Source organism: Hyphococcus sp., from assembly GCF_965267305.1.
Classification (GTDB): Bacteria; Pseudomonadota; Alphaproteobacteria; order Caulobacterales; family Parvularculaceae; genus Hyphococcus.
In genome coordinates, this window is the sequence record NZ_OZ253945.1 from 518,924 (window position 1) to 540,648 (window position 21,725).

The window sequence follows — 21,725 nt, forward strand, 5'->3', positions numbered from 1 at the left end:
TGCGCCACGCGCAGTGTTTCGAGGAATATGGCCAAAGGTTGAAAGTAAGTTTAATCCCGGCCGTTAAGTTTTACAGGCAGGACGGTTTTCGGGGCCCGCCCCTGTCGGAAGACCTTCTTTGCAGTTGACGCGCAGGACAATTACCGGTCACCATCCAGCGCTTTCAAGGGGGGCGTCATGAAACATCTTCTTCTCGCCATAACGGCGGCGGCGCCGCTGATTGCGCCGGTCCATGCAGCGGCGGAAACCATCTATCTGACGGCGGGCGGGATGCTCGATCCAGCGGCGGGGCGCATCGTCGAAAATGCGGCGCTCATCATCGAGGACGGCAAAATCGTCAGCGTCGGGACCATGTCGTCCCTGACGGCGCCGGAGGGCGCCAGGGAAATCACCCTTTCCGGCAAAACCGTGCTGCCGGGCCTCATCGACATGCATGTGCATCTGACCGGCGACCCGACAAAAGGCGGCGGCTATTCGGCGCTGGGCTATCCGGGCGAGCGCTTTGTGATCTGGGCGGTGACCAATGCGGAAAAGACGCTGATGGCGGGCTTTACGACGGTCAGGAACACCGGCGCCGACGGCTATGAAGTCCTGGCGCTGCGCGATGCCGTCAATGAGGGCGAAATTCCAGGGCCGCGGATTTTCGCCGCCGGCCCGCCCGTTGGCATTGTCGGCGGGCATTGCTCCGACAACAATTATCTGCCGCCAGAGGCTGAAGCGACGGGCGAGGGCGTCGCCACCGGCCCATGGGAAATGCGCGCGAAAGTGCGCCAGAACATCAAATACGGCGTCGACTTCATCAAAACCTGTTCGACGGGCGGCGTTTTTTCAAAAGGGACCCTCCTTGGCGCGCCGCAGGGAACGCCCGAAGAACTCGCCGCCATCGTTGACGAAGCCCATATGCGGGGCCTCAAGGTCGCCGTCCACGCCCACGGAACGATCGGCATTAAAAACGCCATCCGCGCCGGCGCCGACACGATCGAGCACGCCAGCTATCTCGACGATGAGGCGATCAGCCTCGCCAAGCGCAATGGCGTTTATCTCTCCATGGACATCTACAACACCGAGTACACGCTCTCCGAAGGCGAGAAGAACGGCGTTCTCGAGGAGTCGCTCGAGAAGGAGCGCCAGGTCGGCGGCGTCCAGCGCGAAAGCTTCCGCAAGGCGGTAAAAGCTGGGGCGAAAGTCGTCTTCGGCACCGACGCCGCGATCTACCCCCATGGCGACAACGCCATGCAGTTCTCGCGCATGGTCCAGTTCGGCATGACGCCGCTTCAGGCGATCCGGGCAGCGACTTCGCTCGCCGCCGAGGCGCTCGGCAAGAGCGGAGACCTGGGCTGTCTTTCGGCGGGCTGCGCCGCGGATCTTATCGCCGTATCGGGCGATCCGCTCGACGATGTTTCCGCGCTTGAGACGGTCGATTTCGTGATGAAGGAAGGCGTGATTTACAAAGGCGGCGCAGAGTGAGCGCAGACATCGAGATTAAACGGGAAGAAGGCGACACGAAGGGGCGGTATGTCATTCGGCTCGACGGCGCCGAGGCGGAGATGACCTATTCGCGCGCCGGGGAAAAGATGATCATCATCGACCATACCGGCGTGCCGGACGCCCTGCGCGGCCGCGGCCTAGGCCCCTTGCTAGTGCGCCGCGCCGTCGAGGACGCCCGCGCCGAGGGCCGAAAGATCCTGCCGCTTTGTCCGTTTGCAAAGGCGATTATCGCCAAGCACCCCGAATTGCAGGACGTACTCTAAGCCCGTTTGCGGCTTGCTCGCCGCCGCGCGGGACGGCGGCAAAAGTGAGGGCGGGCAACATCCTTTAAAAACAGTATGTTGTGGGCGAATTCGCAGATCCCGCCCCATCTCCGTGGCCGATTGTTCGCGGCTTCAATTTTTATCTTTTGACTGAACAACGCCCCGGAATCCGTGTTATTAACCATATTCGGATGACCGGCATGGAGGGGGATATGTCCAAGCAATTCGGCAAAAAGCTGGCGGCGGCAGGCGCGGCAAGCGTCGCGGCGCTCCTGATGGCGACACCGGCGATGGCGGGCCGCTGCGGTCATTCCTACCCGGTCGACGCGCCGACGACCCTCGCCAAAGTGGCCCGGGCCTGCAATGTCTCGCTCTCGGCCATGAAAGAAGCCAATACCGGGGTCGACCCTGAATATGTTCGTCCGGGCGAACATCTCGCCGTGCCTGACGAGATTGCGTCCGCAACCGACGTGCCCGCTGGCGGCGCCGATCTCGGCGTCGATGGCGGTTATTCGTCGCCGATTTATCGGTATGCGGAATATTCCGAGCCTGCCGCGCCGAAAAAAGCGGCCGCCGATCAGCCGGTTTATGTCGCTTCATCGAACGACCCTTATTTCATTCAGGCGAGCTATGGCGCGGCGTATGTTCCCGAAGACCCGAACCTCAGCTACCAGCAGCGCTCCGCCGCGCGGATCCGCAATGCGGGGCGCCCCGCGACGCCAGTGATGCTGTCGCCCATGCGGTCTTATGCGCCAAGCGCTGTGGAGATATCGGCAAACACCGATCTCATCACTGGCGATCCGTTGTCGCCGCTGATGGAGTGCGCGGTTCTGCGCCGTCAGCCGAACGGAAAAATCAAACAGGTTCGCGAATTCAAACCGATGCCCGAGGGCCGCGAAACGCCGTCCCATTGCGTCGAGATCACGCACGCCTCCATGGCGGCGCCGGCGAAGGGGGCTGACCGGATCTCTTCATCCGACTTCTTGCGCTCTGAATATGAAACCTACGCGCCTGGCGCGAGTTTCACTGTGCTGAAAGGCTATGTGAGTTACGCCGATGCGGATTGCGTCACGCTGCGCAGCGACGACGGCATGGTCTGGCGCGTCGCGGTGCCACTGGCGCCGTCGGAAATGCTCGGCAAAGAGGCGACCATCTGGGCCGAGCAGACCGAGGCGCCGCTCTGCGGCGGGCTCGTCATGAACCGCGCCGTCTACGCCGAGCACGCGAATTAATTAGCAGCACCCGCCGCTTGTGGCGATCTCGGCCGCGTTCTGGCCGAATGGGGAAGCTGTGCCGCAGCCCGGGAAAATCCCGTAATGCGCCGACCAGTCGCCGATGAAATCGAACCACGGTGCGAATCTCGATTCCTTCAGCATACGGAAAGTGTTGCCGCAAACGGCGAAGGCCCGGCCTTTTTCGATGACATGGTGATTGTCGAGGGCGAAGGTCTTTTCGCTCTGGGCAAGACCGCCTTTGTAGATCACCGCCTGACCGTAATCTTCGCAGGCGGGCTCCAGCCCGTCGATCCGGAACAGACGATAGGTTGCAGAATGAAACTGCGCCGGGGCCAGCCGTTCGCGCAACTCCGCATTGTTGATGGCGAGGGGCCTGTCCGTGACGAGGCGCGGGTCGGCGAAACCGGCGCGTTTCGCAATGTTAAGAAAATCGTTCCAGTAAAGCGCGCCGCCGAGACATTCGCCGCGCGCGGCCGGGTCATGGCGCAAATCCTCTGAAAGGCGCCGGTCGGCATAGACATCCGAGAAATAGAACTCCCCACCCGGCTTCAAGAGATCATAGGCGGCGCGGAAGACCGCTTCCTTGTCTTCCACCAGATTGATGACGCAATTGGAGACGATGACATCGAAAGAGGCGGGCTCGAGATCGAGATCGCCGAGTCGTTCGATATCGCCTTCGAGGAAACTCACATTGGCGTAGCCGAACTTCTCCGCATGCCAGTCCTGATAGGCGCGGGCGACGGCGAGCTGTTCCGGCGTCATGTCGACGCCGATGACCTCGCCCTCGGGACCTGCAAGCTGGGCGAGGGCGAAAGCATCCTGTCCGGAGCCGGAGCCCAAATCGAGAATGCGTGCGCCTTCCAATGCCAGCGGCGCGATCAGCCCGCAGCCATAATAGCGATTGCGAACCTCAGGGTGGATGTTCGAAAGAAGCGGCTTCAGATAGGCCGGCATGTCGGCGATGGTGCAGCAGGCGTCCGTCTTGAGATCGGCGGACGATGTCAGCACCTTTCCGTAATAGTCTTTCACTTTGTCCTGAATGTTCATACGCGCCCTGTGTTCGTAGGTGATGTCCTCATTCTTGTGATCGCCGATCCAGACGGGAACGGCAATGGCTCGGCTTTCTTCCCTCTAAGATGTGAAGGAACGAGAGGGAGAGATGGCAATGGATGCGGGGGCCCCGCTCCGGTCTTCATTCTGTCATTTTCCTGCTACGATAGCCCGCCATGATGCGGCCCGGGGCATATCAGGAGAAAACATGGCGGTTGCGGCGTTGAAATCGGTCATCCGGCGCAAGGTGGAGGACCGGCTCGACCGGGCGGCGCAAGCCCATCTCGGGGATACGCTTTCCCGGGTGGATTTCACCGCGCCGGCGGGCGAGGCGGCCCTGTCGCCGCCGGATTCCGTATCATGGCGGATCTTCAAGAACCCGGTGACGCTCTTCATCGGCGGCGTCGCGGCGGTCATTCTCGAACTTGCCGAGCCGCGTGTCCGGACCGGCGTCTGGGCGCATTCAAGCTTCCGCACAGATCCTGTGGGCCGGCTGAAACGCACCGGCCTCGCCGCCATGGTGACGGTCTATGGCCCCAAGAGCCAGGCTGAAGCGATGATCGCCAAGATCAACGCTGTTCACGACCGGATTTCCGGGGTCACCCCGGACGGAACGCCCTATCGCGCATCCGATCCGGAACTGTTGACCTGGGTGCAGGCGACAGCGTCCTTCGGTTTTCTTGAAGCCTACAGTGCTTATGCTGCGCCCCTGAGCGAGGCCGAGCGCAACCGCTTTTACGCAGACAGCGGGGCGGGCGCTGCGCTTTACGGCGCCGTCAACGCGCCGCGCTCTCTCGCGGAACAAACGGCGCTGTTCGCGGCCATGACGCCGAAACTCGAAGCGTCGGACATCATTTTCGAGTTTCTTTCGATCATGAAAAAGGCTGAGGCTTTCCCGCATCCGGCGCAATTCGCCCAACATTCGCTGGTGCGCGCGGCGGTCGATCTGGTGCCTGCGAAAATCCGCCAGAAGGTAGGGCTTGAGGCGCGCCATGGCCTGCGTCCCTTCGAGGGCCGTGTCGTCAAACGCATGGCGCGCCGGGCGGATCGGCTGGTCTTGCGTTCAGGTCCTGCGGCGTCGGCATGCCGGCGGCTCGGGCTGCCGGAGGATTACCTTTACCGGCGCTCATGAAGCCGCCATTCCGTATCGGGATAATTTTCATAAAATTTTAAGCAGCACATATATAAACGTTTAGAGGCGGTTAATTTAATATATGTAGATGTATCGATCTCTTTGGGGAGAACGATGCGCATCACTCAGAAAATTTCGCTTACGCTCACCTTGGCTTTTCTTGCGTTATGCGGTTTTTTGGGAGCCGCATTACAACTGTCCATTGCGCCGCAATTCACGGCATTAGAGCTTGAGAAAGCGCAGGATAATTACGAGCGCGCTCACAATATCGTCGACCGGGAGCTTCGTCAGCTTGAAGCCTATCGCCGTGATTACGGCGTCTGGGACGATGCATATGATTTCGTCAAGGGAGACAATCCTGACTTCCTTGAAGAAGAATTGCCGCTTCCGCTTTTGCAGGAGCTAGGCCTCAATCTTTATCTTTATCTGAGCGCCGACGGGTCGATCATTGACGGCGTTGCGATAGACGGACCGTTGGAAAAAGAAATCGGCGTCACCGCCTATGCCCCCTCCGGTCTTCAAAGCTGGGCCGATTTTCAGCAACGTCTTGCGCCGGATGATATTGCGCAGACGGTGATCGCCACCCGCGCCGGGCTTATGCTTGTCGCTTATGCGCCCGTGACCAGGACGGACGGAAGCGGCGAGTATGTCGGCCATTTGCTCACCGGCCGGCTCATCGACGCGAGCTTCCTTGCGGAGTTGCAAAACCAGACGCGGGTCGACATGGACTTAAAGCCGGTAGAATCTGTCCCGGCGCTGGCTGCGCTGGCAAAGCAATCGGTGGACCGCGCGGATGGATTTGTCACCATATCCGCTCCCCTGCGAGGGATCGATGGCGTCCCTGTCGCCATGCTTGTGGCGCGCACGCCATTTGAGATCACCGCAATAGGGCAGCGTACAATTCTTTCAGCCTTCGCATGGCTCATATTGGTCGCCCTGCTCTTTATCGGCATTGTCAGCCGCTTGTTGCAGGTGCTGGCTGTGCGGCCTATCGAGCGCCTGACCGCGATCATGAAAGCTGCAGGCGCGGAAAAGCCTGCAATCGATGCAGAGCTCGCCAGCCACAAGGATGAAGTCGGCGTCCTTTATGCAAATTTCAACAACCTGCTTGGGCGCATCGACAAACACACAAAAGAACTGGCGACGGCGCTCGCTGCAGCGGAATCGGCTGAACGCGCCAAGGCTCACTTCCTCGCAAATATGAGTCACGAGATCCGTACGCCCATGAATGGCGTCATGGGCATGGCGGAACTTCTGGCGCGAACGCCCCTTTCCGAGACGCAGAAATCCTTCGTCGACGTGATCGGAAAATCGGGCGAAGCGCTGCTCACCATCATCAATGACATTCTGGATTTTTCGAAGCTCGACGCGGGTATGGCCACGCTCCACCCGGAGCCGTTTGTTCTCGCCGACATTGTGGACGACGTCTCTGCGCTGATCGCTGCGCGCGCAAAAGACAAGGATCTCGAACTGGCTGTCCGGATCGATCCGAAACTGCCAATGAGCTTTGTCGGCGATGCGGGACGGTTGCGGCAGATTCTCATCAACCTCGCTGGAAATGCGGTCAAATTCACCGATGAAGGCAATGTTTTGATCGACGTGGCTCCGGATTCCGACCCGGACGACGAGCGCGTCGCGATCAGAATTTCAGTGATCGACACGGGCGTCGGCATCTCCGAAAACAAGCGGGCCGAAATCTTCGAGAAATTCAGCCAGGCCGACACGTCTTCGACTCGGGCCCATGAAGGCACAGGTCTCGGCCTCGCCATTGCCAAGTCGCTGGTTGAACTTATGGGCGGAAAGATTGGCGTCGAGTCGGCGCCGGGCGCCGGTTCGACCTTCTGGTTCACGATCGTGCTGCCGGTGAACACGCAAGAGCTGCCTGAGACGGAAGCGGCCGAGGACGTGACCGGAATGCGCATCCTCATCGTCGACGATAATGACGTGAACCGCCGCATCCTTGAGGAACAAGTTTCGTCCTGGGGCTGCCCGGCGCTCGGCTGCGCCAGCGGCGCGGCCGCGCTGAAGGAATTGGCCAACGCTCAGCGGAACGGGGACCCGTTCGATCTCGTCATCATGGATTATCATATGCCCGGCATGAATGGCGCGCAGGCGGTGCAGCGCATCAGGGGCGATGAGAAAATCTCGTCGACGCCGGTCATTATGCTGACGTCTGTGGACCAGGCGAACGCCGGCGAAATATTCGACGCCATTGGCGTCAGCGCCTATCTGACCAAACCTGTCCGCTCCGCCGCCTTGCGCCGCGCTGCCGGGCAGGTTCTCCATAAGTTCGAAAGCAACGATCGCGAAACGGAAAGCATTCCTGTTGCAACGCTGGAGCCGCGCGCAACAGGCGCTGCCGTCGACGTGCTGGTGGCCGAGGATAACGAGGTCAACAGGCTTGTGCTGTCGCACATCCTGAAAGGCGGCGGCTACCGTTTCGAGATGGCTACAAACGGGCGCGAAGCCGTGGAAAAGTTCAAGGCGCTAAAGCCGAAGCTGATCCTCATGGACGTCTCGATGCCGGAGTTGAACGGGCTCGAGGCGACCAGGGAAATTCGGCGCTTGGAAGCGGACGGACCAACCCACACGCCGATCATCGGCGTAACCGCTCACGCCGTGAAGGGGGACCGTGAGGAATGCCTCAGCGCCGGCATGGACGACTACATGCCAAAGCCGGTTTCTCCCGCGAGATTGACCGAGAAAATCGAACAGCATTTGATGGCGGCTGCTTCCGACGCGGCTTAGGACGAGACCTAGGCCCCGTCTCCCATGCAGGCGCGGATGACGCGGCGGTAGGCTGTGTCGTTCGGCAATGTCATGCCGCCGCCGGGCGAAACCACCCTGATCGGCTTTTGCGTGTCAAGGATCAGCCGCACGAAAGGGTGGTTCGCAGGCAGCGCGCCTTCGGTCATGGGAAGCTCGCCCTGATTGGCTTCCATGGGGATTTCCTGGCGGCCTTCGGCGAGCTGGATCGAGATCACCTCATCCTCATTATGGGCGTGCTGAAACATCACCTGCCCCTGGCGGCAAGCGACCACGAACATGGCTTCGCTGCGCGGCGGCCCGAAGCCCGCCCAAGGATAGCCGTTGCTTTCCTTGTAAAACCATTCGCCAGAAACCGTCTCGGCGGCGGAAGGGATTTCTTCGGGCGCAGGCTCTACGGCGGTGGTCAGTTCTTCATCGCCGCCCCTGTCGCCGCAGGCGGCGATGACGGCGGCGCAAGCGGCGAGGGCCATTGCTTTGAATGCAGTCCGATCCATGAGGCTCAAACAGGAGATTTGACCGATTGGTTCCCGCGCTGGGCGTTGGCGAACCTTCTAATTTCCTGGGGTTAACAGCAACTCTGCCGCGATCGCCTCAACCGCCATATCTCCGTTCACCTCAACGCCATCCGAGGATGCGAAAATAATCACGCCATGGTCTGCGAAATCCGACCAATTCGAGATGAAATGCGGGTTGCCGCCATTATGCCAGTAGACGCGCCCGAATTGCGGGTGATCGTCCACGACCATGCCGTAGCCGGCGAAGGTGGGCGCGCCTTCGCCTTCGCGCACCATGGGTGTCTGTCCGAGATTGACGGCGGCGTTTGAATGGAGCTTGCGCGCAGCGAAAGCGCGCCGGAAAGCGATCATATCTTGCGCCGTAACCAGCATGCCGCCATTGCCGATCAACGCCCAATGGGACCTTCCGCCCCAGCTCGCCTCGTCGATCGTTTCACCGTCGGCCGTCATCATGGATCGCGTCGCATCGAACGCAGCTTCATACCCGATTTCCGTCGCATCAATTCCGGCGAGCAAGTCCTCGCGAATGTAAGTCTCGTAATTCTTGCCGCTGAGGGTTTCGATGATGGCGGCGACGAGCGAATAGCCGACATTTGAGTATTCATAGGCAGAACCGGGCTCGAACAGCAGCGGCGCAGCGAAGGCGCGTTTCAGGAACTCGTCTTTGGGCAAATAGTCGAGATCTTCGCCCACGGCTGGCGGCAGCCCGGCGGAATGGGTGAGAATCTGGTGCACGGTGATTTTCGCCTTGTCGGCGGGCGCCTCGGGAAAGAATTTCTCAAGCCTGTCGGAGGTCTGAAGCTTTCCTTCGTCGATGAGCTTGAGCGCGGCCGCGGCGGTGAAGGTTTTGGTGATGGAGCCGCTGTCGAGCAGGGTCGTCTCATCTGGCGTTCCCTGCACTGCGCCTTCGCCGAACCCTGCATAGACCGGGGCCTCGCCGTCATAGGCGATGGCGACGACGCCCTTGAAGTTCATCTCCTCCAGCCTCGCCTTCGCAGCCTCGATGCGCCGTTCTTTTTGGTTGGTCTCGACAACCGGTGGGGCATCCTCCGCGGCGCAGGCGGGCAGCGGTGCGAGTGCCAAGCAGAGCGCGGCGAAACGATGGCGCGGCGCGATGCGCCGTCTGGGGGCGGGTTGGTTCGCTGAGATCATTGACTTATCCTTTTGCAGGTTGATTCCGGCGGACTGTGTCGGAAATCCGCCCATTAAGTCCTGAGGAAAGGTCACGAAACATGTCCGTGACGGAGTTTCCGGCCGCCGGCGAGGCTTCGGCGCTGCAAAATCGCCCTCTGCGAATCGGCGCAGCGGTCTACCATCCCGCTGGCCGCATGCTCGATGCGGGCGGGCAAAGGCTGCTGCTCGAGCCGCGGCTTGGCGATCTCTTGATGAGACTCGCCGGCGCGGGCGGACCGGTGGCGCGCGAAACGCTGCTTGACGATGTCTGGGGGGACGACGGCTCCGACGAAGCGCTGACCCAGGCGATCTCGAAACTCCGGCGATCCCTGGGCGATGAAGAGCGGCCCTATCGCTACATCGAGACGATTCCGAAATTCGGCTATCAGCTTCATGGGGCGCGAATAGAGGCTTCGCCGCCGCAAGCTGGCCGGCTATCACCGGTGAAGGTGCTGATGGCGCATGTCGCCGGGCGCGGGGAATTTTATAAAGGCCTTGCGGCCGGGGTCGGTCTGATGCTGGCCGCGATCGCCGTTTACAAGGCGATGACGCCGCCGGTCAGCATTGAGCGGGAGATGATCCTGTGCCCGCCGGGCGCGCCGGAAAACGAGTGTGCGGCGGTGCTTGACCGGTCTTGAGAGCATTTGCGCCGACGCCCCAACCGGCCTATGGAGGCGCCTGTCAGCGAACAGGACCTCCCATGACCGCCATCACCCCGGAAATCGTCGCCGAGCACGGCCTCAAACCCGACGAATATGAGCGCATCAAGGCGCATATGGGCCGCGAGCCGAACCTCGTCGAACTGGGGATTTTCTCGGTCATGTGGTCGGAGCATTGCTCCTACAAATCCTCGCGGCGGCATCTGAAAAAACTCCCGACCTCCGCGCCCTGGGTGATCTGCGGGCCTGGCGAGAACGCCGGCGTCATCGACATTGGGACGGACAAGGACGGGGTTCCGCTCGCCGCCATTTTCAAGATGGAAAGCCACAACCATCCGAGTTTCATCGAGCCCTATCAGGGCGCGGCGACCGGCGTCGGCGGCATCATGCGCGACGTCTTCACCATGGGCGCGCGGCCCGTCGCCAATATGAACGCCCTGCGCTTCGGCGACTGGTCACACGCGAAAACGCGCCACCTCGTCGGCGGCGTCGTCGCGGGCATCGGCGGCTACGGCAACTGCATGGGCGTCCCGACGGTCGGCGGGGAGACCAATTTCCATCGCGGCTATAACGGCAATATCCTCGTCAACGCGATGACGGTGGGGATCGCCGAGAAGGCGAAGATTTTCTATTCCGCCGCGCGCGGGGCAGGGAACCCGGTCGTCTATGTGGGCTCGAAAACGGGCCGCGACGGCATTCACGGCGCCACCATGGCCTCAGCTGAATTCGACGACGCCTCCGAGGAAAAACGCCCCACGGTTCAGGTCGGCGATCCGTTCACGGAGAAACTGCTGCTCGAAGCCTGTCTTGAGCTGATGGCGTCGGACGCCATCATCGCCATTCAGGATATGGGCGCGGCGGGCCTAACTTCGTCCTCCGTCGAAATGGCGGCGAAAGGGGGCGGCGGGTTTGAATTGAACCTCGACAATGTGCCCCAGCGCGAAGAGGGCATGACGGCCTATGAGATGATGCTGTCTGAAAGCCAGGAGCGCATGCTCATGGTGTTGAAGCCGGGCAGGGAAGATGCGGCGCGGGCGATTTTCGAGAAATGGGGCGTCGATTTCGCGGTTATTGGCGTGACGACGGACTCTGGGCGCCTCGTCATCAAGCACAAAGGCGAAACTGTCGCCGACATGCCGGTGCCGCCGCTCGCCGACGATGCGCCCAATTACGACCGGCCCTACGAGCCGCAACCGAAGCCTGCAACGCTTCCCGATCCAACGGTCGCCTATCGCGAGGCGCAGGCGATCCTGAAAGCCCCGGGCAAGTCCGAAGAGGAAATGCGCACCATCGCCGAGGCGCTGATCGCCGACCGGCTTTCCGATGCGGACCTTGTGGACGCCGTCGGGCTCACAATTATTCCGGGCCAGGCGAAAATTTACGCGCGCTCGAAACCCGAAGGCGTGCGGTTCGACGGCTTTGAGGAGGCGGCGCGCAATCTCGCAACCGGCAATGTGGTGGAGACCGCGGAAGTCGAACAGCGCGAGGAGCAATTGTCCCTCGCCGACGCGCCCGGCGGCGACACCATGCTGACCGCGCTCGCGAAACTCATGGGATCGCCCGATCTTTGCTCGCGCCGCTGGATCTGGGAGCAATATGATTACACCGTCATGGGCGACACGGTCATCGCACCCGGCGGCGACGCGGCGCTGGTGCGCATTCACGACACCAACCGGGCCATCGCCATCACGACCGATGTGACGCCGCGCTATGTGAAGGCCGACCCCCATGAGGGCGGCAAGCAGGCGGTCGCCGAGACCTATCGCAATATCTGCGCGACGGGCGCCGCGCCGCTCGCCATCACCAACTGCCTCAATTTCGGCAATCCGGAACGCCCGGAAATCATGGCGCAGTTCGTCGGTGCCATCGAAGGCATGGCGGAAGCCTGCGAGGCGCTGAACTATCCGGTCATTTCAGGCAACGTCTCGCTCTATAACGAAACCAACGGCGTTGCGATCCCGCCGACCCCGGCGATTGGCGGCGTCGGCGTTCTCGAAGACGTCACGAAGGCTGTGCGCGTCGGCGGCGCGGAGGCGGGCGAGGAGCTGATCGCCATTGGCGTCACCCGCGGCTGGCTCGGCCAGTCGCTATACCTTCGCGAGCTTTTCAGCATGGAGGAGGGCGCGCCGCCGCCTGTCGATCTCGCCGCTGAACGCAAGACCGGCGAATTGATCCGTAAGCTGATCGATGAAGGCCTCGTCACCGCCTGTCACGACGTCTCCGATGGCGGCATCCTCGTCGCCGCTGCAGAGATGGCGCTTGCGGCGGGCCGAGGCCTTAACCTGCAGACGCCAGTGAAAGCGCGCAAGGCCGCCTTCTGGTTCGGCGAGGATCAGGGGCGCTACTTGGTCGCCGCCGCGCCGGCCGCCGCCGACACGCTGCTCCTCAAGGCGGCGATGGCGGGCGTGCAGGCGTCGAAACTCGGCCGCTTCGGCGGGCCGGACCTGTTGCTGGACGGCAGGGACGCCCTGTCGCTCCTTGATTTGTCTGATATTTTTGAATCTGCGCTGCCCGATTACATGAAGGGGCCACGCAGAAAGGAGACTTCACCCATGCCCATGGCCGGAGACGACATCAAAAAGCTGATCCTCGAAGCGCTGCCCGATGCGGAGATCGAACTCGAAGACCTCGCTGGCGACAACGATCATTGGCGCGCGCGCATTATCTCGTCCGCCTTCAACGGCAAGTCCCGGGTGCAGCAGCACCAGTTGGTCTACCGCGCCCTGAAAGGCCGCATGGGCGGCGAGCTTCACGCCCTGGCGCTGGAGACGGAGGCGAAAGAGTAAAATGGATAGCATAAGCCTCCCACTATTCGGTGTAGCTTGTGCATTACTTTCTGGAGATAGCAGTGGCGCTATTACTGAAAGCGCCAAGGGAGTATTAGAATCTTATTTTGTCCGGCGAACAAGTGACGCCAGACGTATATTATTGAATGAAGTTGGCGAAGGGAAAATATCAGACCTAGAGGCGCGAGATAGAGATGCCACGATACACCTGCTTTATACATTTTTAGAAGCCAGCATACGGGGAAGAGCGCGAGAAAACCTAGTGCTCCTTGCTCGTCTCATTGCCGGTCTAAAGACAGATGATGATTTATTTTCAGATCAATTCGATCGTTTTCAGCGGGAATTGGCTCAGCTAGATAAAGAAGAGATTATTATACTTTCCTATGCGGCTCAAAAATTAAAGAAGCAGAAGGAAAAATTGAAAAACGTCAATGTAAGTTATGTCCATCTTTCTGGGTTTGGCGACGAGGCAGAATTTAAAGGCATACATGTTTACGAAGTACTGTCTCGCCTTGTTCGGACGGGGTTCATTGCAACTGACTACGCCAATAGTAGTATTGACAGTGTGGCCCCTCTGTTTCTAACCACAACCCGTTTCAAGGAACTAATTGAGCTCATTCACTTTGATGGTTTGGGCATATAGCGCCCATCGTGTCAGCCTGATAAACCGTGCTTTTCTTGCGGCGAACCGAATTGCCTTTGCGCGCCGTCTCTCTAAGACTGAGTGAGACAAATGTAGCGGGAGCGGGGCGGCATGAGCATCAGAACTATCGGCAAGTTTGCCGCGGCCTTCAGCCTCGCCGCCTGCAGCGCTGCGGAACAGGCGCCGTCGGCGCCTTCCGGGCCCGACATCCCTGCGCTTATGTCCGCCGCGAAGGTTCCCGGCCTTGCCATTGCGGTCATCGACGACTGCAAGATCGATGACGTTTCCTATTACGGCGTCGCGGACGTGGAGACGGGTGAAGCCATCGGCCCCGATACCATTTTCGAAGGCGCATCCCTGACCAAGACGATCTTCACCGTTATCGTCAATCAGCTCGCTGACGAAGGCGTCATCGATCTCGACGAACCGCTGGCGGCGAGTTTCGACTATCCGCGCGTCACCGACCAACAGGCTTACGCGACATTGACGCCGCGCATCATTCTGGCGCATCGCTCCGGCTTTCCCAACTGGGCGAGCGACCCGAACGACGAAGAGACCTGGGGCGAGATCGCGTTCAAGAACGCGCCGGATGAAAAGTTCGGCTATTCCGGCGAGGCCTACCAAATGCTGCAGGCCTATGTAGAGGCGAAGACCGGCGAGAGCTTCGAGACGCTGTTCGAGGAGCGGTTCGGCGCGATGATGCCGAACACATTCCTGTCGGCGCCAGAGGAGGGCGCCGCGCTCGCCTTCGCCCACGACGATAACGGCGGCAAGGAAAAGGGCAGGCCCGTCAGACCCTCGCCCCGCGCTGGCGCCGCCTATTCGGTGTTGACCAATGCGGATGATTACGCCGCGTTCCTTGTTGAAGTTCACTGCAACGGCGCGGGCATGAGCGAGGAAGCCCGCGCGGAAATGCTGCGTCCGCAATCGCCCACGGACAATGAGCGAATTTCATGGGCGCTCGGCTGGGGCGTCCAGACCGGCGAACCGGAGTTTTATTTCCCCAAACTTTATTTTCATTGGGGCGACAACGGCCAGTTCAAGGTCTTCGCCGCATTTAATAGCGAAACACAGGATGGCGTCGTCTACTTCGCCAACGCCAAGAACGGCCTCAAGATCATCGAACCGCTGGCCGAACCGGTCATAGGGGACGTGACGCCCATGGCCGACTGGCTCGACTACGGGCGGCTCGAGGAAAGCGCCCCGGAATAGGGCGCTTGCCCCTCTCATGAGCCCCCGGTAGGGTCCGCGCCAACTCCTTCCCAGTTCAGTCTCCAAAGGACCTCCCCCATGGCGCTTTCCCGCATTCTCCTGATTTCCGCCTCCTTCGCCGTGCTCGCGGCCTGTTCCCGTGGCGGCGGCGGAGATGAGACGACCTATATCGAGGATGACGCCTCATCGACCGAACCGGGAGAGGAAGAAGAAGCGATCTGGCGCGCCGCCGCGCCGGAGGACGCCGCCGACAAGTTCACCTACGCAAATTACAACGATATTCGTGTGACCCACGCCGATCTCGACCTCAATGTCGATTTCGATGCGAAGGTGATTTCCGGAACCGCGACGCTCGATTTTGAGCGCCTAAATGATGCGGCCGACACGCTGGTGCTCGACGCCAACGATCTGAAGATCGAGATGGTGGAGGCCAATGTGAACGGCGACTGGCTCACCGCCGGCTACACGCTGGGGCCCGACGACGCGGTCATGGGCTCGCGTTTCGCCATCAAGCTTCCCGCGGGCGCGGATCAGGTGCGCGTCGCCTATGCGACCAGCCCCGAAGCGCAAGGCATTCAGTGGCTCTCGCCGGAACAGACGGCCGGCAAGGAGCATCCCTATCTCTTCACCCAGTTCCAGCCGCTTTATGCGCGCACCATGGTTCCCTTGCAGGACACGCCCGCGGTCAGGATCACCTATGACGCGCATCTGACGACGCCGCCCGAGCTTTTCGCTGTCATGAGCGCGCGCCAGGACGAGGATGGCGACCGCGACGGGGATTATTCCTTCAGGATGTCGCAGCCTATCCCGTCTTATCTCCTGGCGCTTGCGGTCGGCGATATCGAATTCAAGGCGATCAGCGATCACATGGGCGTCTACGCCGAGGACTACATCCTCGACGCGTCGGCAAAAGAGTTCGAGGACACGCCGAAAATGGAAGAGGCGATCGAAGCGCTCTACGGGCCTTATCGCTGGGGCCGCTACGATCAGATCGTCCTGCCGCCGAGCTTTCCGTTCGGGGGCATGGAGAACCCGCGGTTGTCCTTCATGACGCCGACGCTGATCGCCGGCGACAAGAGCCTCACCAATGTGGTTGCGCATGAGCTCGCCCATTCCTGGTCGGGCAATCTCGTCACCAATTCCAACTGGCGCGACGCATGGCTCAATGAAGGCTTCACGAGCTATGTCGAAAACCGCACCATGGAGGCGCTCTATGGCGAGGAGCGGGCGGTGATGGAGCGCTCGCTCGACAAGAAGTCGCTGATGGAGGACATCGCGGCGGCGGCGCGGCCGGAGCTGACGGCGCTGAAAATGCCTGCGGATATGGCGCATCCGGACGATGCGTTCTCGGATGTCTCTTATGTGGGGGGCATGTTCTTCCTGAAGTTTCTTGAAACGCGCTTCGGCCGCGAGACCTTCGACGAATTCCTGCGCGGCTATTTCGAGCATTTCGCCTTCCAGTCGGTGACCACTGAGGACTTCCTCACCTATTTCGAAGACAATCTGTGGGGCGAAAACCCGGACGCCGTCAGCCAGGCGGAAATCAACGCCTGGGTCTATGAACCGGGCTTCCCGGATACGATCGAAGATCCGCAGTCCGACGCTTTCGACAAGGTGACGGCGCAGATGAACGCCTGGCTCGGCGCCGGGGATGTCGACGGTCTCGAAACCAGCGCCTGGACCACCCATGAATGGCTGCATTTCATCCGCACGCTGCCCGACAACATTTCGACCGATCAGTTGGCGGCGCTCGATGGGCGCTTCGATCTTTCTCATTCGCAAAACGCCGAGATCGCCAATGTCTGGTATCAGGCGGCGATCAAGGCCGGATATGAGCCGGCGTTCGAGCCGCTCGACGGTTTCCTGATGAGCGTCGGGCGCGGCAAGTTCATCTACCCGCTCTATCAGACCCTCGTCGATAATGGCCGCCGCGAATGGGCGAGCGCCGTCTATGAACGCGCGCGCCCGGGCTATCATCCCATTGCGCAGCGGCGGATCGACGAGATCTTCGCGAAGTAGCTATTCGGTATTCGCAGGCGTTTCGTTGGTCGGCCCCCGCAGGAGGATCTCCAGCATCGGGCAGACCATGACATGGCCGTCGAAAACCGCGCCGACAATCAGCGTGTTGTCCCAGACGGCGCCGACCGAAGAGCCGTTGATTTCGCCATTAACGGAGACGAGCACGTCGGAGGCGAGGCCGTTGCGCGGATTGAGGCGAATGACGTGAGACGGCGCAATCGCCTCAGGGTCTTTTGCGTGTTCCAGAAAATCGAAAATCTTCGAATGGCCCGCGATCCATAAAGCGCCGTCGCGAGAAACCTCGATATTGTCCGGCGCGGTGTGGACCCCGAGATTTTTCTGCCGTTTCAACGCGCCGGTTTCCGGATTGCGGCTGAAAACGGCGATGCGGCGTTTCAGGAGCTCCGCGACATAGATCGACTGTCCGTCTGCGGATGTATTGATGCCGTTGGCGTAGGCGAGGCCGCCCGCGACGCTGCGGCCCTCGGCGCCGTCGAAATAAACGACATTGGTGAGCGGCAAGGCGAGATAGGCCTCCGCCATGGAAAGCGGCCCACTTTCGAAGCGCCGGTCATTGGTGGCGTAGAACTGGCGCGGCCCGACGCCGACCACATCATTAGGCGAATGCATTTCTGGGAAGGAGACGCTTTCGAGATGGGTCAGATCGCCGGTCGCGCCCACGTCGAAGATTTCGACGATCTCTTCGCCGGACGGCGGATGATTGACGACGAAGAGACGTTTCGTTCCGTCCGCTCCGCGCCACAGGCTGATCCCGTGCGGCAGGAAATTCTCCATTTCGGGCGAGACGCGCCGCACCGCATCCGAACCGTCGAGGCTCATAGCGTAAATCCCATTCGCCGGATTGACGTCTTCGGCGCCGGTGTCATTGTACCAGGCGCGCCGGTCCGCCGCCGAAATGAAAGCGAGGTTCAATTCAGGATCGATGGTGACGTCTTCGGTCCCCGGCGCGACGTCTACGCGGCGGCACTGATCTACAAGCTTGGTGTCGAGCTCGGCGAATGCGCCGGACCCCGGAATAAGATGAAAGGCCATCCGGCCGGCGATGACGATCGCCAGAATGGCCAATATCCACAAGAACAGCCGCATTGACGCTCACCCCGCCGCCTGCCTCCTTCAGCAGACGGCGCCTCCAGCCCGGAATTTAGCTTACCGCAGCCGGGCCGTCTGCGCCAGCCGCTTGGATTTCCGGGGGTTTTGCGTGCATTGTAGGCGCGAAACAGCAGGCCGGAATCATGACGGAAAAAAGCATCATCGCCACGCCGCGGCGCCTGCCCGGCGCGCTCGCCGGATTGTTGCGGGCGACATACGAGGTTCGCGAGCCAGAGGGCGACGTCGCCGCACCGGGCGAATTCGCGGGTTATGCGGAAGGCGCGGAAGCAGTCTTCGCCACGGCCTTTGACGATATGGATGAAGGATTTATTCGCGATCTGCCGGAGAGTGTGAAGCTGATCGCCTCCATCGGCGTCGGCGTCGACCATATCGATCTCGAGGCGGCGAAGCGTCGTGGGATCGCCGTCTCCAACACGCCGGAAGTGACGACCGCCTGCCTTGCGGACACGACCATGGGCCTCATCATCGCCGCTTGCCGCCGTTTCCGCGAGGGTCTTGATATTGCGCGCACTGGCGAAGGGCGCGGCATGCTGACGCCGGAGACCTGGGGCCAGCGCGTCACTGGCCGCACGCTGGGCATTATCGGCATGGGCAATGTCGGCAAAGAGGTCGCCAAGCGCGCCCAAGGCTTCGATCTGAAGATCATTTACACGACGCCGAGGCCTTCGCCGGAAATCGACAAGGCGTATAACGCCCGCGCCGTCGCGCTTGATGACTTGCTGAAACAGGCGGACATCATCTCGCTGCATTGTCCGCTGAAACCCGAAACCCATCATCTCATCGACGGGGCGGCGATCGAAAAGATGAAACCCTCTGCGGTGATCATCAACATCTCGCGGGGGCCGGTGATCGATGAAATGGCGCTGATCGCGGCGCTGAAGTCGGGACGGCTGTTCGCGGCGGGACTCGATGTCTTTGAAACCGAACCAGCGCCGATCCGCGAAGAACTCTATTCGCTGCCCAATGTCTTCTGCCTGCCACATATCGCGTCCGCAACCTGGGAAAGCCGGTCCGCCATGGCGATGCGTGTTCTCGCCAACATCAATGCGTATTTTGAAACCGGCGCTCCGGCGGACCGGGTGGTCTAGGGCGTATCGGCCGCATGGAGCAGGGGCCTGTGATTGTCATCGGCGCCGGCGGCGCGGTCGGCTTTGAAGCCGTAAGAGCGCTGCGCGCGCGCAACATGAATGTCATCGCCACATGGCGCACGCACCGCCCTGAGACGATCGCTGCGCTTGAAGGTTTCGGCGCGACAACGCAGCAGCTCGATCTTAAAGACGGTGAAGCTGTGCGCCGGCTTATCGAAAACGCCGCCGCCGTTCTTTTCATCCCGATCCTTACGGCTTCCGCCGCGGCGGCGCGTTATCTGAAACTCGATCAGCCGGCGGTGTTATTTTCCAGCAACAATGTCGCCATCGATTTTGACGCGGAAGTTTACGCGAAGCTTCGCGACGCGGAGAAAGAAACGAGAACCGCCGCACCCCACGCGGTTATCCTGCGCCCGACCATGATCTACGGCTATCCGGGCGACGGAAATCTTTCGCGGTTGATGAACTTCATGCGGCGCTCGCCTGTAACGCCTATGCCGGGCAAGGGGCGCGCCCTGCAGCAGCCGGTTTATTACGCGGATCTCGCCCGCGCAGCGGTTGACGCCTTGCTTGACGGAAATGCAATCGGCAAAACCTTCGCTGTCGCAGGGCCAGAGCCCGTCACGCTTAAAGACATGTATCGAACAGCGAAGGCGGCGGCGCGCGCAAACACCGCAATTCTCTCAATGCCGACGTCGTCAGCCGGAAAACTGATGCAGGCTGTCGAGAAGGCAGGCGTGAAGTTTCCGCTGAAATCGGCGCAGCTTTTGCGCGCCGATATGGACAAGATTCCGCAAGGCGAACACATAATCCTCACGCAGACGGGTTTGCAGGAAGGCCTGCAAAAACTCGCTGCAGCGATGGCGGAATAGCGCCCGCATAAGGCGAAAAGTACATCGCAAGGTTGAATTCTTCAATATTTCCCAGTGTTGGTGCGTAGTTATCCACCACCTTCGCTGCGGGCTTATAGTCAGTGTCCAACGCTATTTCGTGCGCTGCGCCAGACGCATCTTGGCGGGCGTGCGGGATGACGAAAGAAAGACTGAACATGAGCCGGAGCAGAAAATGTCAAATGGCGCCACATTCGCCGCAACGCCAATAAATATGCGGATGAAAATCGGCGGCTTCAAGGTTTTACCGGTCCCGCCGCAGCACACGCGCCGCCTGTACGGCTTCCTTGCCGAACTTCTCGCGCAGCGCGTCGATGGCCTTCTCCGCCTTGGCGATCTTTTCATTGCTGTCGCCGAACAGATCCGGCGCAGCGGCGTTGTCGCTGGCGAAAGAGAGGCCGGAAAAGCCGACGCCGATGAGACGGTAGGCTTTCCCTTGCGCCGCATCGTGAAGCATGGGTTTCGCGGCCCCAAACGCGATACGCGCGAGATTGGCCGGCGCATCGAGCGTCGTGCGCCGCGTGATGGTTTTGAAGTCGGCGGTCTTCAGCTTCAGCGTCACCGTGCGGCCTTCAAAGCCGGACGCTTTCATACGTGCCGACACTTTCTCGCACAGCTCCCAAAGAACGTCTTCGAGCCAGTTCACGTCGCGATGATCTTCGTTGAAGGTGGTTTCCGCGGAAACGCTCTTGGTTTCGCGTTCCGGTTTGACGGCGCGCGCATCGTCGCCTTGAGAAAGCCGCGCCAGCCTGAGGCCCATTTCGCCATAACGTTTGGCGAGGGTTCCCGCGTCCATCGTCTGCAACTGGCCGATGGTCGCGATGCCGTCTTCGCGCAGCTTCGCCGCCATGGCCGCGCCGACGCCCCAGATCATCGTCACCTTTTGGCGCGCGAGGAACGATTTCGTCTCCGCCTCGCCGATGATGGAAAAACCCTGGGGCTTGTCGAGATCGGACGCCATCTTGGCGAGAAATTTGTTGTGGGAAAGGCCGATGGAGGCGGTGACGCCGAGCTCGTCTTTGACCCGCGCCTGAAGTTTCGCCAGCGTCACCGCCGGCGGGCCGCCATGCACCCGCGACGTGCCGGTCAGATCCATGAAGGCTTCATCGATAGACAAGGGTTCGACGAGCGGCGTGAGGTCGAGCATCATCTTGCGGACGGCGCGGCCGACCTCGGCGTATTTCGCCATATTCGGCTTGATGATGACGGCGTCAGGACAGGCTTCGCGCGCCTTGAACATGGGCATCGCCGATCTGACCCCATAAGTTCGCGCCACATAACAGGCGGTCGAGACCACGCCCCGGACCCCGCCGCCGATAATCACGGGCAGGTCTTCAAGCGCCGGATTGTCCCGTTTCTCGATCGCCGCATAAAAGGCGTCGCAGTCGAGATGGGCGATGGAGAGCGCGAAGATTTCCGGATGGGCGGCGATTCGCACCGAGCCGCAGGCCGGGCAGCGGGGCCTCGCGACCCCGCCAGCCAGCGTAAGCGGCCGGTAACAATCCCGGCAAAACCCTGGAATTTCACTCTTTTCAGACATTTAGCGGTCAAAAACCCGTCAGAACCGGCCGGAAACGGAGGCCGGGACGTTCAAGATAAACATTCAATTAAGACCTTTTGCGCAAAACTTTCCATCTCAAGGGCCGATTCGCGTATGGGGGCCCGAAGGACG

17 protein-coding genes are annotated in these 21,725 nt (G+C 60.9%); 12 read left to right on the top strand and 5 right to left on the bottom strand.

From position 1 onward, the window contains the following. Window positions 1-177: 177 nt before the first annotated feature. The 3 genes from ACQY5P_RS02480 (at window position 178) to ACQY5P_RS02490 (ending at window position 2,983) form a co-directional block, all read left to right on the top strand. On the top strand, window positions 178-1,467 hold the full coding sequence (locus ACQY5P_RS02480; RefSeq protein WP_428409265.1) for an amidohydrolase family protein: 1,290 nt from the start codon (window positions 178-180) through the stop codon (window positions 1,465-1,467). Beyond that, on the top strand, window positions 1,464-1,751 hold the full coding sequence (locus ACQY5P_RS02485) for a GNAT family N-acetyltransferase (RefSeq protein WP_428409266.1): 288 nt from the start codon (window positions 1,464-1,466) through the stop codon (window positions 1,749-1,751). Before ACQY5P_RS02480 ends, ACQY5P_RS02485 begins: the two co-directional genes overlap by 4 nt. Before the next feature lie 212 nt (window positions 1,752-1,963). Then, window positions 1,964-2,983, top strand: coding sequence for a hypothetical protein (locus tag ACQY5P_RS02490; RefSeq protein WP_428409267.1), 1,020 nt, complete (start codon window positions 1,964-1,966; stop codon window positions 2,981-2,983). Here ACQY5P_RS02490 and ACQY5P_RS02495 read toward each other — a convergent pair whose 3' ends face one another. Further along, window positions 2,984-4,027, bottom strand: coding sequence for a methyltransferase domain-containing protein (locus tag ACQY5P_RS02495; RefSeq protein WP_428410621.1), 1,044 nt, complete (start codon window positions 4,025-4,027; stop codon window positions 2,984-2,986). Window positions 4,028-4,244: 217 nt separating this feature from the next. On the opposite strand from ACQY5P_RS02495, the gene ACQY5P_RS02500 reads away from it, so the two are divergent. Next, window positions 4,245-5,168: an oxygenase MpaB family protein gene (locus ACQY5P_RS02500; RefSeq protein WP_428409268.1), complete on the top strand. Its 924-nt coding sequence runs from the start codon at window positions 4,245-4,247 to the stop codon at window positions 5,166-5,168. 114 nt (window positions 5,169-5,282) lie between these two features. Beyond that, window positions 5,283-7,916 carry a response regulator gene (locus tag ACQY5P_RS02505; protein WP_428409269.1) on the top strand — a complete coding sequence of 878 codons (2,634 nt, stop codon included), beginning with the start codon at window positions 5,283-5,285 and terminating at the stop codon, window positions 7,914-7,916. Window positions 7,917-7,924: 8 nt separating this feature from the next. On the opposite strand, the gene ACQY5P_RS02510 is transcribed toward ACQY5P_RS02505, so the two are convergent. Further along, on the bottom strand, window positions 7,925-8,431 hold the full coding sequence (locus tag ACQY5P_RS02510) for a hypothetical protein (protein WP_428409270.1): 507 nt from the start codon (window positions 8,429-8,431) through the stop codon (window positions 7,925-7,927). Window positions 8,432-8,488: 57 nt separating this feature from the next. Next, window positions 8,489-9,604, bottom strand: a complete 1,116-nt coding sequence (locus tag ACQY5P_RS02515) for a serine hydrolase domain-containing protein (protein ID WP_428409271.1) — start codon at window positions 9,602-9,604, stop codon at window positions 8,489-8,491. A gap of 86 nt (window positions 9,605-9,690) precedes the next feature. On the opposite strand from ACQY5P_RS02515, the gene ACQY5P_RS02520 reads away from it, so the two are divergent. From ACQY5P_RS02520 to ACQY5P_RS02540, 5 genes are all read left to right on the top strand, one after another. Then, window positions 9,691-10,263 carry a winged helix-turn-helix domain-containing protein gene (locus ACQY5P_RS02520; protein ID WP_428409272.1) on the top strand — a complete coding sequence of 191 codons (573 nt, stop codon included), beginning with the start codon at window positions 9,691-9,693 and terminating at the stop codon, window positions 10,261-10,263. Between the two features lie 62 nt (window positions 10,264-10,325). After that, on the top strand, window positions 10,326-13,070 hold the full coding sequence (purL, locus tag ACQY5P_RS02525; protein WP_428409273.1) for a phosphoribosylformylglycinamidine synthase subunit PurL: 2,745 nt from the start codon (window positions 10,326-10,328) through the stop codon (window positions 13,068-13,070). Window position 13,071: 1 nt separating this feature from the next. After that, the gene (locus tag ACQY5P_RS02530; RefSeq protein ID WP_428409274.1) at window positions 13,072-13,713 is read left to right on the top strand and encodes a hypothetical protein; all 642 of its coding nucleotides are present in this window, start codon (window positions 13,072-13,074) and stop codon (window positions 13,711-13,713) included. A 111-nt stretch (window positions 13,714-13,824) separates the two neighbouring features. Next, window positions 13,825-14,925: a serine hydrolase domain-containing protein gene (locus tag ACQY5P_RS02535; RefSeq protein ID WP_428409275.1), complete on the top strand. Its 1,101-nt coding sequence runs from the start codon at window positions 13,825-13,827 to the stop codon at window positions 14,923-14,925. Window positions 14,926-15,003: 78 nt separating this feature from the next. Next, window positions 15,004-16,944, top strand: a complete 1,941-nt coding sequence (locus ACQY5P_RS02540; RefSeq protein ID WP_428409276.1) for a M1 family metallopeptidase — start codon at window positions 15,004-15,006, stop codon at window positions 16,942-16,944. Here the strand turns inward: ACQY5P_RS02540 and ACQY5P_RS02545 are convergent, their stop codons facing one another. Continuing rightward, entirely contained in the window at window positions 16,945-18,051 is a 1,107-nt protein-coding gene (locus ACQY5P_RS02545) for a strictosidine synthase family protein (RefSeq protein ID WP_428409277.1), read from the bottom strand. A 146-nt stretch (window positions 18,052-18,197) separates the two neighbouring features. Here ACQY5P_RS02545 and ACQY5P_RS02550 point away from each other — a divergent pair, with 146 nt between their 5' ends. Together ACQY5P_RS02550 and ACQY5P_RS02555 are read left to right on the top strand one after the other, a co-directional pair. Further along, window positions 18,198-19,163: a 2-hydroxyacid dehydrogenase gene (locus ACQY5P_RS02550; protein WP_428409278.1), complete on the top strand. Its 966-nt coding sequence runs from the start codon at window positions 18,198-18,200 to the stop codon at window positions 19,161-19,163. Window positions 19,164-19,177: 14 nt separating this feature from the next. Next, the gene (locus tag ACQY5P_RS02555) at window positions 19,178-20,035 is read left to right on the top strand and encodes an SDR family oxidoreductase (protein ID WP_428409279.1); all 858 of its coding nucleotides are present in this window, start codon (window positions 19,178-19,180) and stop codon (window positions 20,033-20,035) included. A gap of 262 nt (window positions 20,036-20,297) precedes the next feature. On the opposite strand, the gene ACQY5P_RS02560 is transcribed toward ACQY5P_RS02555, so the two are convergent. After that, window positions 20,298-21,593 carry a DNA polymerase IV gene (locus ACQY5P_RS02560; protein ID WP_428409280.1) on the bottom strand — a complete coding sequence of 432 codons (1,296 nt, stop codon included), beginning with the start codon at window positions 21,591-21,593 and terminating at the stop codon, window positions 20,298-20,300. Window positions 21,594-21,725 lie beyond the last annotated feature (132 nt).